The organism is Pseudomonas sp. SDT291_1_S447 (assembly GCF_054070155.1).
The window spans coordinates 1-12,654 of sequence record NZ_JBSVXS010000006.1; the positions used below are offsets into that span (position 1 = coordinate 1).

11 protein-coding genes and 1 pseudogene are annotated in these 12,654 nt (G+C 58.8%); 7 read left to right on the top strand and 5 right to left on the bottom strand.

Annotated features, from left to right (window positions below):
* Positions 1-192: 192 nt before the first annotated feature.
* The 5 genes from ACW9IR_RS03705 (at position 193) to ACW9IR_RS03725 (ending at position 6,051) form a co-directional block, all read left to right on the top strand.
* Positions 193-1,482, top strand: coding sequence for a phospholipase (locus ACW9IR_RS03705; RefSeq protein ID WP_457461726.1), 1,290 nt, complete (start codon positions 193-195; stop codon positions 1,480-1,482).
* A 49-nt stretch (positions 1,483-1,531) separates the two neighbouring features.
* Positions 1,532-3,490, top strand: coding sequence for a DUF1302 domain-containing protein (locus tag ACW9IR_RS03710; protein ID WP_457461728.1), 1,959 nt, complete (start codon positions 1,532-1,534; stop codon positions 3,488-3,490).
* Between the two features lie 150 nt (positions 3,491-3,640).
* Positions 3,641-5,014 carry a DUF1329 domain-containing protein gene (locus tag ACW9IR_RS03715; protein ID WP_457461730.1) on the top strand — a complete coding sequence of 458 codons (1,374 nt, stop codon included), beginning with the start codon at positions 3,641-3,643 and terminating at the stop codon, positions 5,012-5,014.
* Between the two features lie 156 nt (positions 5,015-5,170).
* Positions 5,171-5,524, top strand: a complete 354-nt coding sequence (locus tag ACW9IR_RS03720; protein WP_224794809.1) for a type II toxin-antitoxin system HigB family toxin — start codon at positions 5,171-5,173, stop codon at positions 5,522-5,524.
* A gap of 53 nt (positions 5,525-5,577) precedes the next feature.
* Positions 5,578-6,051 carry a helix-turn-helix domain-containing protein gene (locus ACW9IR_RS03725; RefSeq protein WP_100846304.1) on the top strand — a complete coding sequence of 158 codons (474 nt, stop codon included), beginning with the start codon at positions 5,578-5,580 and terminating at the stop codon, positions 6,049-6,051.
* 145 nt (positions 6,052-6,196) lie between these two features.
* On the opposite strand, the gene ACW9IR_RS03730 is transcribed toward ACW9IR_RS03725, so the two are convergent.
* Together ACW9IR_RS03730 and ACW9IR_RS03735 are read right to left on the bottom strand one after the other, a co-directional pair.
* Positions 6,197-7,060 carry a methyl-accepting chemotaxis protein gene (locus tag ACW9IR_RS03730; protein WP_371748303.1) on the bottom strand — a complete coding sequence of 288 codons (864 nt, stop codon included), beginning with the start codon at positions 7,058-7,060 and terminating at the stop codon, positions 6,197-6,199.
* A pseudogene (locus tag ACW9IR_RS03735) lies at positions 7,055-8,116 on the bottom strand (methyl-accepting chemotaxis protein); the annotation flags it as partial. The pseudogene ACW9IR_RS03735 and the gene ACW9IR_RS03730, both read right to left, overlap by 6 nt.
* A 253-nt stretch (positions 8,117-8,369) precedes the next feature.
* On the opposite strand from ACW9IR_RS03735, the gene pmrG reads away from it, so the two are divergent.
* Together pmrG and ACW9IR_RS03745 are read left to right on the top strand one after the other, a co-directional pair.
* Positions 8,370-9,041 (top strand): lipopolysaccharide core heptose(II)-phosphate phosphatase PmrG, encoded by a 672-nt coding sequence (gene pmrG, locus ACW9IR_RS03740; RefSeq protein ID WP_181429339.1) that lies wholly within the window; start codon positions 8,370-8,372, stop codon positions 9,039-9,041.
* A complete protein-coding gene (locus tag ACW9IR_RS03745) occupies positions 9,038-9,859 on the top strand; it encodes a phosphatase PAP2 family protein (protein ID WP_150731430.1) in 822 nt (273 codons plus the stop codon). Before pmrG ends, ACW9IR_RS03745 begins: the two co-directional genes overlap by 4 nt.
* 66 nt (positions 9,860-9,925) lie before the next feature.
* Here the strand turns inward: ACW9IR_RS03745 and ACW9IR_RS03750 are convergent, their stop codons facing one another.
* From ACW9IR_RS03750 to ACW9IR_RS03760, 3 genes are all read right to left on the bottom strand, one after another.
* On the bottom strand, positions 9,926-11,404 hold the full coding sequence (locus ACW9IR_RS03750; protein WP_457461731.1) for an ArnT family glycosyltransferase: 1,479 nt from the start codon (positions 11,402-11,404) through the stop codon (positions 9,926-9,928).
* A gap of 29 nt (positions 11,405-11,433) precedes the next feature.
* Positions 11,434-12,021, bottom strand: a complete 588-nt coding sequence (rimJ, locus tag ACW9IR_RS03755) for a ribosomal protein S5-alanine N-acetyltransferase (RefSeq protein WP_457461732.1) — start codon at positions 12,019-12,021, stop codon at positions 11,434-11,436.
* Between the two features lie 250 nt (positions 12,022-12,271).
* Positions 12,272-12,646, bottom strand: coding sequence for a DUF6124 family protein (locus ACW9IR_RS03760; protein WP_110718979.1), 375 nt, complete (start codon positions 12,644-12,646; stop codon positions 12,272-12,274).
* Positions 12,647-12,654: the final 8 nt, after the last annotated feature.

A 12,654-nucleotide genomic window follows, 5' to 3' on the forward strand; every position in this document is an offset into this window, starting at 1 on the left:
GGGTCAGCCAGCATCTATTTGACTGACACACCGCTATCGCGAGCAGGCTCACTCCTACAGGGGGCAGTGGTGTTTTTGATATCGGGTAATTGGCGCCATCGGAGAACTTTTCTGGTGAGATCGGACAGTGTCAGCGGCGGGGTCGGTTGTTAGGCTCATCCCCCTCGGCACCGCCAATAAGAACCAGAAGCAATGAAGCTGACCTTCCTCCTGTTGCTGCTTTGTGCAACGGCCCCGAGCGCCTGGGGCTGGTCGAACCATACGGTGGGCAGCTATCTGGCATTGCAGGAACTGCCGGCGTTGCGCGATGCGCCCCAGGTTGAAGTAGAGCCATTGGAGCTGTTTCTCACCAAGCAATACCCGGCCGTGCTGGCGCTGCTGGAACAACAGGAAACCTTCGCCCGCGCGCACTTCGCTCAATACCCACCACGCCCCGACAAGCTGAAATTGCCAGCGGTGCCCAGTGACAATCTGCGCCACGATTTCCTCTCGGCGCTGCGCATCAATCCCGAGATACATCTGGCAATGGTCATCCAGCCATTACCCGGTAAAGACCTGCCCGAGCGTGAGCATTTGCAGGCCAATCAAGTCATGGTCGAGCAAACCCTTTCGCCGTGGAATCGCCAGCGTTTCATCGTTATCGCCGAGCACGAAAAAGTCGCGCCTCTTGCGGTGCTCGCCAGCGCCGCCGACGAGCCGGATTACGGCCACGACATCAACTTGTTCAGCGACAACCCTGGCAACGTCGGTGCGCTCTACGGTTTCGGCCCGCAACCGTTCGGTGATGCGCGTTTCCAATACAGCTCGCAGGCGCCGTTCCACATGGGCTTCTTCCATGAAAGCGCGATGGTGTACGCCGCTGCCGGTTTCCTCGAGCGCAGTTGGCCGGACTGGCGCGCGTATCAATACATGGGCCTGGCGCGACTGGCGTTTGCCAGCGGTCATCCGTATTGGGGTTATCGCTTTCTCGGCTGGGGCCTGCATCACATTCAGGACCTGACCCAGCCGTATCACGCCAAGCCATTGCCCGGCGTCGACCTCGCCAATCTTTTGCTGCTGGAAGGCAAGGCAATTGCCGGTTTCGCCGAGGACAAACAGGCCTCGATCGAGCGCGTCGCCACGCGGCACATGGAAGTCGAGAAATACCAATCGACCTGGCTGCGCCGATTGCTGCGCGCCGGCCAGCCGCATCCGATGCTTGCTGCCTACGCCGATGTGGCTCAGGACAAAACCTACCCGCCGTACTCGGTCGACTACCTGCGCGAAGTGGTCAGCGCCGAGTCCGTCAACGACTCCGCAGTCTTCGACGAGGCCATCGGGCAGTGGCTGGAAACCGCGCCGGTCAGCAGTGATTTCAGCAGCGGTAATCAGCTGCACCGAGAAGATTTCGACCATCCCGCACTCAACCAGCAACTGTTCAAGTTACTCGGGCATTTCGGCTCGCACAGCCGAATCTACGTCAGCGCGGGATTGGCGCCCTAGCCATCGCGGCAGGACAACAAAACAATAAAAAACAGGGAAGGAGGAACACATGATCAACACTCGATTGCGCCTGACAGGCGCCGCGCTCCCCGGTGTCGGCCTGGCAGGGCTGCTGCAGTTGTGCGCAGTCGATGCGGCGCACGCAGTGGAGTTCAGCTTCATGGACAAGCAGGTCACCGGCTCCCTCGACACGACCTTGTCTTACGGCCGTTTGTGGCGGGTGCAGGGCCGCGACAAGAGCAACGATGACGTCAACACCAACGACGGCAATCGCAACTTCGACACCGGGCTGGTTTCCGAGGTGTACAAGATCACCTCCGAGCTTGAAGCCAACTATCAGAACTACGGCGTGTTCGTGCGCGGCACCGCGTTTTACGACACGCAGCTGATGGACAAGCGCAACGACTACTACGACAACAACAGCCCGTCGCAACCGAGCCAGAGCTACCCGCAGGATGACCACTTCACCGGCCAGACTCGCGACATCGCCGGCAGCCGCATCGAGATGCTCGACGCCTATGTGCATGGCAGTTGGGACGTTGCGCAGATGCCGGTGACGGCTCGCGTCGGTCGGCAGGTGTTCAACTGGGGCGAGGGGATTTTCTATCGCGGCGGGATCAACACCACCAACCCGGTGGACGCCGCCAAGTACCGCTTGCCCGGCGCCGAAGTGAAGGAAGTGCTGGTGCCGGTCGAGGCGCTGAGCTTCAACATCGGCCTGACCGACTCGCTGACGATGGAGAGTTTCTACCAGACCAACTGGAAGGAAACTCGTATCGACCCGGTCGGCACGTTCTACTCGCAAACCGACCTGTTCGCCGACGGCGGCAACACCGGGTACAACAACTTCAGCGGCACGGCGCTTGATACCCCAGTGCCGGGGTTTGGCAACGTCATCGGTGTATACAGCGCGCTGGGCAACAACCCGTTGCTGAACTCCGCCCTGCAAACCACTGGCCTGTACGCCAACGGCGTCACTCCGGCCTACGGCAACACACTGAAAGTGGCGAGCATCGGCAAGGACTACAACGCACGCAACGATGGCCAGTTCGGCTTTGCCTTTCGCTACATCGCCGAACAGCTCAACAGCACCGAGTTCGGGTTGTACATGGTCAATTACCACGCCAAGGAACCGACCATCGCTGCCGATCTGGGCGGGTACAAAGGCATCGACATGGATGCGCTGACCAATCTGCTGGCGGGCGTCGCTGGCAGTCAGGCCGGGGCGCTGGCCAACGGTCTGGCCACGGCGGATGTGATGGGCAATATCCAGGCGCATCGGCGTTATGCCGAAGACATTCGCATGTACGGCTTCAGCTTCAACACCACGCTGGGCGAGGCTTCGGTGTTTGGTGAGATTGCTTATCGGCCGAACCTGCCGATTGGTGTTGCGGCCACCAACGATTTGATCGGTGACCTGGCCAACGGTGCTGCCGTGGCGGTGACGGGCAGGTCGATCAACGTCGGCGGACAGATGGTCAATCTCAACAGCGAGATCAACAACGCCGAACGTGTCGAAGCGTTCAACACCTCGCTCGGCACCATTTACAACTTCGGCCCGACGGCCTCGTTTGACTCGCTGTTTGGCATCTTCGAACTGGCCTCCGAACACTTGCGCGGCAGCAGCCTGCAATACACCGCCTACGACGGCAGTCGTCGTTATTACGCAGGCACCGGTAACTATTCCTATGTGTCGGGCGGTGATCGCGACGATCAGGTCAATCGCAATTCCTACAGCTACACGGCGATGCTCAACGGCACCTGGAACGATGTGTATGCCGGGGTCAACGTCTCGCCGTACATCGTCTACAAGGACGATTTCGAGGGCAACAGCTATCAGGCCGGCAACACCATCGAAGGGCGCAAGGCCTACACGCTGGGGATCAAGGCCAACTACCAGAACAAGCTCGAAGCCGAACTGCAATACACCGAGTTCTACGGCGGCGGGCAGAACAACGGCATTCGCGACCGCGATAACGTCGGGTTCAATCTCAAGTATTTCTTGTGAGTTTCACACGAGATTTCTGGGACACCTCATTCCCCTGTGGGAGCGAGCTTGCTCGCGAAGAGGGCCGGCACATTCAACACAGGTGTCGCCTGACACACCGCTTTCGCGAGCAAGCTCGCTCCCACAGGTTTCTGCATTCTGGAGAAGATCATGTTTCACACTTCACGATTGACCAAGACCACGCTGGCGCTCGTCATGGGCCTGGCTGCCAGCACCGCTCTGGCCGCCATCACCCCACAACAAGCCGAACAACTGAAAACCACCCTGACCCCCATGGGCGCCGAACGCGCGGGCAATGCCGCCGGCACGATTCCCGCGTGGACCGGCGGCATCACCCAAGCTCCGGCCGGCTACAAGCCCGGTCAGCATCACCCCGATCCATACGCGGCCGACAAACCGCTGTTCACCATCACCAAAGCCAATCTCGACCAATACAAAGCCCACCTCAGCCCTGGCCAGATCGCCCTGTTCAACAGCTATCCCGACACCTTCCAGATGCCGATCTACCCATCCCGGCGATCTGGCTCGGCACCGCAGTGGCTGTACGACAACACCCTGAAAAACGCCACCTCGGCCAAGCTGCTCGAAGGCGGCAGCGGCTTCTCCGATGCCTACGGCGGCGTGCCATTCCCGGTGCCCAAGGATGGCGTCGAAGTGCTGTGGAACCACATCACCCGCTACCGCGGCATCTACGTCGTGCGCCGCGCTTCCGAAGCACCGGTACAGCGCAACGGCAGCTTCGCGCTGGTGACCTCGCAGCAGGAGGCGCTGTTCAACTACTACCGCCCGAACGGCCAGTTCGCCGACCTGAAGAACATCCTGTTCTACTACCTCGCCTTCGTGAAAAGCCCCGCACGCCTGGCCGGCGGTGCCGCACTCGTGCACGAAACCCTCGATCAGCTCAAGGACGCACGCCAAGCCTGGATCTACGACGCCGGCCAACGCCGCGTGCGCCGCGCACCGAACCTCGCCTACGACACGCCGATCGCCTCATCCGATGGCCTGCGCACCGCCGACGACACCGACCTGTTCAACGGCTCACCGGATCGCTACGAGTGGAAGCTCAAGGGCAAACAGGAAATCTACATTCCCTACAACAACTACAAAGTCGCCAGCCCCGACGTCAAGTACGCGCAACTGCTCACCCCGGGCCACCTCAATCCGCAATACACCCGCTATGAACTGCACCGGGTCTGGGTGGTGGAAGGCAACCTGAAACCGGGCTCGCGACACATCTACTCCAAACGCGTGCTGTTTCTCGATGAAGACAGCTGGGGCGCGGCACTGGTTGATCAATACGACGGGCGAGGGGAGTTGTGGCGGGTGTCGATGGCTTACCTGAAAAACTTCTACGACCTGCCGACGACGTGGAGTGCGCTGGATGTTTTCCACGATTTGCAGGCACGGCGTTACTACGTGCAGAACCTTGATAACGAAGAAGCGGAGACTGTCGATTTCGCGCAGCCGGTGCCGGAGGATGCTTATTTTATGCCGTCGGCGTTGCGGCAGCGTGGGACGCGGTAATGACTGAAGTCTAAGTCCACCACTGACAGAAAAAACCCGAAGCCACGGATACATTTGGCTTCAGGTTTGTTCTGTGGAGCTAAAAATATCTGCTTTACAGATATCTGTATTTGAGATAATTTGGCCGCATGTAGGGATACAAGAACCGAAAATTGTATGAGAGTGATCACAAAAGCGGCGGTTGCGCGGGCCATTGAGACTCATGGCCAGTGGAGAGATCCTCTCACCTTGTGGCTAACCATCTTCGACAGAGCATCGCTGCGTTTCGAGTCGTTTGAGAAGCTTCGTCAAGACTGGACCAGCGCCTCAGGTTGGAACGTCGATCGTATCCCTCACTCGAAGCTGAGGCTGACGAGCAAGAAAGGCCCGCTTGATATTTACGTTTTTGATATCAAGAAAAACGAGTGCCGTGTCATTACGTGGATCAACACGAAGACTGGCACTATCTATATCAAGGACATTCTTCCCCATTCCGGATACGACAAATGGTGGAAGAGTGATGTCAAGTAGTTGGCCAGAATGAAATACGCTATTTATGTTTAACGAAAATAAAGGTGATCTCAATGAAGCGTAATAAAGTCGAAGCGACAGGACTGGATTCCTTCATAGCCGATATTTCACCCATGCTTGAGGGGCTGGGCGATCAGCTAGCGACTTTGTCCAAGTTGTTGTCTGCCTGCCATGATCCGATAAAAAATGATGACGATCTGCAAGTGCGAATGGCCCTGATTGATGAGCTTTATTCCCACGCAAGCACCGAGGATCATGCTGCGGCACGATTTGCGGAGTTTGTGGCTGATCGGGTTTATGAGTACGAGAATGAAACGGTGTTGATTGCTTATTCGTCCCAATCTGAAGCGCTGGCGTTTCTGCTGTCGGAAAGAGGTGTCAAACAGAAGGACTTGTCTGAGATTGCGACCCAGAGTGCTGTTTCAGAGATATTGAATAACAAGCGAAAAATGACCGTTGCCCAGATAAAGGGATTCGCCGAGTTCTTTAAAGTACCGGTTGAGTTTTTTATGCACGGTGTGGTTTGACGTGAAGCGGTGAAAGGCCTGACGCAATCGCGGGCAAGCCCGCTCCCACACGTTTTGAGTCGAACACAACATCTGTGAACGACTCAAAACCCTGTGGGAGCGGGCTTGCCCGCGATTGGTTTTTGGCTTCAGCGCGAAATCAGGATCAAACGCGGAAGTGGCTGACCATCTGCTGCAACTGACCACCCAGACGCGCCAGTTCAACACTCGACGCTGCCGTCTCATCACTCGCCGCTGCGGTCTGTTCCGACACGTCGCGCACGTTGATGATGCTGCGGCTGATCTCTTCGGCCACGGCGCTCTGCTGTTCGGCTGCGGCGGCGATCTGCTGGTTCATCGACTGGATGTTCGACACCGTGCGGGTGATGTTTTCCAGCGACGCACCGGCCTTGCGCGTCAGGGCGACGCTGCTGTCGGTCAGGGCGCGGCTGTTGCTCATAACGGCCGAAACCTGCTGGGTGCCGTTCTGCAGACCGGCGACCAGGCCTTCGATTTCTTCGGTGGATTTCTGCGTACGCTGAGCCAGACCACGAACTTCATCAGCGACCACGGCAAAACCACGACCGGCTTCACCGGCGCGCGCGGCTTCGATCGCAGCGTTGAGCGCCAGCAGGTTGGTCTGTTCGGCCACAGCCTTGATCACGTCCATGACGCTGCCGATCTTGTCGCTTTCCTGTTGCAGCACGCTCATGGCTTCGGTGGAACGCACCACTTCGCTGGCCAGACGTTCGATCTGCGCGATGGCTTCGTTGACCACTTTGTCGCCTTCACGGGCTTCACCGTCAGCGGCGGCTGCGGCTTGCGAGGCTTCTTCGGCGTTGCGCGCGACTTCCTGCACGGTGGCGGTCATCTCGTGCATGGCGGTGGCGACCTGATCGGTCTCGACCTTCTGGCTGTTTACACCGGCGCTGGTCTGCTCGGTCACGGCCGAGAGTTCTTCGGCAGCGCTGGCGATCTGGGTGACGCCGTCGCGGATGCCGCTGATCAAGTCGCGCAGGGTCACGCCCATGCGGGCGATGCCTTGTTGCAGCACGCCGAGTTCGTCGCGACGGGTAACGGTGACGTTCTGGGTCAGGTCGCCGCTGGCGATGCGCTCGACCACGGCCAGGGTTTCTTGCAGCGGACGGGTGATCTGACGGGTGATGATCACCGCAGCAATCACGCCAACCAGCAATGCCAGCAGGGTGCTGATCAACTGGAAGGTGCGGGCCTGGGCACTTTCGATGTCGCGACGGTCGAGTTGGATCTGATACAGCTGCTCGCTCGTAGTGACGATGGCGGCGCCCTGATCAGTCATTTCCTTACGGGCCTGCACGGCGTCGGTGTTGGCATTTTTATACGCCATCAACGCGCTGCGATAGTTGACCAGTGCGGTTTCCAGCTGACGCAGGGCGTCTTGCTGCGAGTCAGCAAAATGCACTTTCAGTTGCTTGAGGCTGGCAATGGCGGCGTCAATCTGGCCGATGGCTTTCTGCTCGGTTTCGGCGTTGGTGGTGGCGGTGTAGCCGCGCACTTCGTAACGCGCGAGGATGAACGCTTCCTTGGCGGCGGTGATCGCCTGGAACTGTTCGAAGCGCTGTTCGCTCATGTCCATCTGCTGCACGCGTTTGCTGATCGATTCGATCTGGTTGTACGCGGTCTCGGCACTCACGCTCATGCTGTCGCGGGCGCTGTTGCCGGTGCGATAGGCGTTACGCATTTTATTCAGCGACGTCTGGTATTCAGCGATGGTCGCGGCCTGCTCCTTGAGCAGTTTGACGTTTTCCGGGCTCTTGAAGCTGTTGATCAGCTTCTGTTGTTGCGCAGCAAAACTTTCAAGGGTGGTCTGTACATTCTGCGCGGCGGTTTCATCGCCATTGGTCAGCATGTATTGCAGGCGCACCACGCGCAGTTTGGTCAGACCGGCATTGAGCTGGGTGATGTCGCTCATCCAGTTGCTGCGGTCGATCAGGCCACCGAGGCTGGTCCAGCCCGTCAGGGCCAGCACGCAGGTCAGGGCCAGCACCAGGCCGAAGCCCAGGCCCAATTTCATGTTCACGCTGATGTTGCCGAACCAGCTATTCATCAAAAATCCTCCAGAAACGTTGGGTTTCTTGTCGTCAGTTAGGCTGGAAGATTGTTGTTTTTTTGAGCCAGCAAGGGTGTTAGCAGGTTTGTATCGGCCGCATTTCCCAGAGCTGAAAGGATTTTGTCCTACGGAATTTGTAACATCGGATCCCAAGACTTTTTTCACATGGGTTTCACTGGCTGCCCACGCCCGCCTCTGTACCTTCGCCGCATCGAATGAACCCGTGATGCACAGTGGCGAGGCGGTTTTTGTGGAATTGAGACTGAGTCTGTTCGGCGTCAAACGCTCGATTGATCTGAGCTTTTTGGCGCGTTTTCGCAACACTTGGGTGGTGTTGGCGGCATCGGTATTGGTGATCCCGCTTACCCTGTGGTTGCTGGCGCCGGCGGCGGTGCCGGATCTCGCCCATGGCAATGTCTCCGGTGCGCAGGCGCTGGCAGCCGGTTGGGCCAAGGGCGAGATGATCGTGCTGGTGCGTCACGTCGAGCGCTGCGATCACTCCAAAGCCGCGTGCCTGAGTGGCAACGACGGCATCACCGATCGCTCGCGCAGTGTTGCGGTGGCGGTCGGTGCAAGGTTCGAACAACTGGGCCTGAACAACGCCGACATCTATAACAGCCCATCGATGCGCACGGTGCAGACCGCCGGTTACATGTTCAACCATGCCGCCAGCGGTGACGACTGGTTGATCAACTGCCGGGGCCGCATGTTGCAGGACGCGTTGGCCCACAAGGTTCCCGGTCGCAACCTGGTATTGGTGACCCACAGCGAATGCATGGCGCAAATCGAGAAAGACCTCAAAGTTTCGGCCTCGGACATGGGTTACGGCTCGTCATTGTTTGTTTCCGCTGCCAGCCCGGCGGCTCCCAAGATGCTCGGCTTTATTGAAGCCTCCGACTGGCGCACGGTGAATACCCGATGAAATCCCGCTTCTACGTTTATAACTTCGGCGTTCCATTGGCCTGCGCGGTGCTGGTGTTCCTGATGTTCGACATGACCAGAATCGACATCGCCTTCAGCAACCTGCTGTTCGATCCGCTGACCCAGACCTTCCCGCTCGACAAAATCCACTTTTTTGAAAAGCTCACGCACAAATGGGCGCGGATCATTCCCAACTGGACGGCGGAAATCGCCCTGATCGGCGCGCTGCTATCGGTGGTCTGGCCATTGGTCAATCCGCAGAAACGTCCGCGCCTCGGCGCAATGCTGGAACGTAGCAAAGTCGCGCCAGTGCTGCGATTTGCCGCTGATCACCGTAGGGATTTTCTGTTTGTGGTGGTCGCGTTTGCGGTGTGTACGGGGGTGATCCATTTCCTCAAATCCCACACCAGCGTTTACTGCCCGATCGAGACCACGCTGTACGGCGGAAAAATGGCCCACATTGAGTGGTACAGCAACTTTCAACTGTTCCATGAAGCGGGTAGCGGCCGGTGCTGGCCGGGTGGTCATGCGTCGGGCGGCTTCACCATGCTGGCGCTGTATTTCGTGGCGCGGCGCTATCAATGGCGTTTTTCCAGTGCAATCTTGTGGGGCTCACTGTTGCTGGGGTTCGTTTATGGCACTACTCGTGTCCTGCAAGGTTGGCACTACATGTCCCACACGTTCTGGGCCGGAATCTTCGTCTGGCTGGCGTGTTTGCTGACAGCGCTGGCCTTCTACGGACGGGCGCGGCTGGATGTGCCGGTGCTGAGCAAGCGCACGCAGAAAGCTTTCATTGCGCAGTCTGAGGTCTCTCTCTGAACCCGTTCGGATGAAATGAAAAAAACCGCCAATCATCGGCGGTTTTTTTATGCGGCTGCGCAGGCCTCAATAGCCGACGAAGTAATACGCCTGTCGTCCGACCATCATGGTCTTGAGTACTTTCAGTGGGGCGGCGGGTTCGCTGTCGCCGGCCATCACCACGACATGGGATGGCGAGGCCGCGAGGAAATCTCGCAGCTGCACTTCGGTATCCAGCCCTTTGAGTACTTGCTGGGTGTAGAAGACCGTGGCGCCACCGACCCGCTCGTTGGCCTGAAACAGCGCGACTTGATGGCCAGCGGTTTGCAGCGTCTGAATCTCTGCACTCAACGGCAGGAACGAAAGCTTTTTGTCTGCGTGGGGCAGTGCCCACTGCGCGGCAGCGAGATAACTGCCGATCACCAGCGTGAGCACACCCACTGCCAGTGTCTGACGCTGTCGGGCGATTCGGCCTACGAATCCATTGCCTGATTCGTACTGCTTCAAGCGCTCGAACAGCACGCCCGCATACTCCGCTGCGATCACCGCTGCGGCTGGCGTCATCGACATCAGGTACACCGTGCGCTTGCTCGACGCCAAGGTCAGCATGATGAACTGCGCAACGATCCACAGGCTGAAAAACAGCAAGTAGCGGTTAGCCTTCAATTGTTTACGGAAATGCCAGAGCCCCAGGTACACCAGAATGTTCCACGGCAGGAAGGCTTCCGGCAGTTTGGCGAGGTAGTAATAGAACGGTTCGTAGTGCCCTGCCTCGACGAACGAACCGCTGAAGCGTCCGACGCTGTTGGTCAGCAGCACTTCTTTGACCGCTTGTGCGCCGCCGTGCTGGAAGAGGATGACGAGCCAGATCAGCAGCGGAATCAAGCCGACCAGAGTCAGTAAACCGGGTCGCAACCAGTCGGCGATTTTCAGGCGCTTGTCCATCAGGTTGTCCGCCAGCAGATAGGCAAAAATCACCACCCCCGGCATGGCCAGCCCCAGCACACCCTTGCTTAATGTAGCGATGGCGATCCCGGCGACAAACAACAGCGAGTTGCCCGTGGTCGACGCCCGTTGCGCCTGGAAAAAGGCCAGCAGCGCCGTGGTCACGCCGAGGGCGAGCAACGCATCCTCCCCGACCCCGCGCACATTGCTCCAGTAACTGGCCATGGTCGCGAGCAGAATTCCTGCGGTCCACGCGACCATTTTCGGCCGCTCGAAACGCCGCAACATGCCGTACAGCAGCATCACGCTGAGCAACCCGGCAACCGCTGACGCCAGTCGTACGGCCCACGGTGAAACGCCGAACACGCGCATCGCGCCAGCATCCAGCCACAGGCTCAGTGGTGGTTTTTCCAGAAACGGTTCGCCGAACAGGCGCGGCGTCACCCAGTCGTTATCAAGGTGCATCTCCATGGCGATCCCGGCGACACGGGCCTCGGTGGAGCCTTGCAATTGATGGCCACCCAGCGCGAAGAAAAACAGCAGGGCGGCAAGCAGAAACAGCGAAGTGGCGGCACGCGACATGGGGTTCAGGCAACCGGAAGGGGCGGGAGGCCTGAGCATACGTCGGCAATCCTGAACAAATTGTGAAGCTAGGCCAGTTGGCGCGACCAACGCTTCTCCGGCGTTTCGAACAGCGGATTGACCAGCGCCGTCAGCACATGATCCTGCCAGCGCCCGGCAATGTTCAGATACGCCTTGGCGTAACCCTCGCGCTCGAAGCCCAACCGCTCAAGCAAGCGCGCACTGCGCTCGTTGCCGGGGATGTAGTTGGCCATGATCCGGTGCAGATTCTGGGTATCGAACATGTAACCGATGCCAGCCTCCAGCGCCTCCTGCATCAAGCCCTGACCCTGTTGGGCCTCATCAATGTGATAACCCAGATAACACGCCTGAAAGGCACCACGAATGACGCCGCTGAAGTTGCACGCGCCGATCATCTGCTGGCCGTCCGGCGTCAGTAGCGCGAAATGCATGGCCAGCCCGGCCTCGAACGCGCTGGCCTGTATTTCAAGACGTCGGCGAATCTGCTCGGTGGAAAAATATTCGGTGGTGCGGATCGGTGACCAGGGCGCGAGGTGGCGCAGGTTGCGTCGGTAGAACTCACTTTCAAGTTCGGCCTGATCCGGAGCGAGTATCGCTAGCGTCAGGCGTTGGCAGGGCAGGGTCAACAGCGGCATCGGGCGCTCCGAAGTGTGGGCTCTTCCAGCAGAGTCGCGCAATCAGCGGGGTCACGGCAAGTCGTGGCGAAGAAGGGGCTTTGTTTCAGGCAAAAAAAAGCCCGCAGGAGCGCGGGCGAACCGTAGTTTCTTGAATGAGCGAACGGACTGTACAAGGGTTGGCCGCGCAGCTGCAGTGAAGAAAAATTCATCTCGATGGGCGGCTCCAACCGTGTCTGATGCGTCAATAAACGTGCACAGACTTTGCCCGTTAATGGCAGGTTTCAGGGCTGGATGAGGGCGGCGCGCTCTGCGGATCAAGATTGTCCCGTGCCCGGCAGACCAGGATCTCGGCCAGCGCGCTCAATTGCTTCATTGCCACCGCCACATGGCGTTTCGAACCGTCGAACTCATCGGCAAAGTTGGCGCTGATGGCCGTCAGAGAGTCGAGAATCTCGCTGGCGTGGGTGAGCAGGGTCAGCGTGTCGACATCGTCGCGTACCCTGATGAGCTGATTGAGAGGAACTCTACGCCGCCGGTTCTGCGCCTCGTTGCGTGCGGTGGTATTCGATTGGGTTTGAGTGCTGGACGCTGGCGCGTCGGAAGGTGCCGGGCCAACTAGCGAAAGGCGGGTGATTTTCTTCATGACGTAGC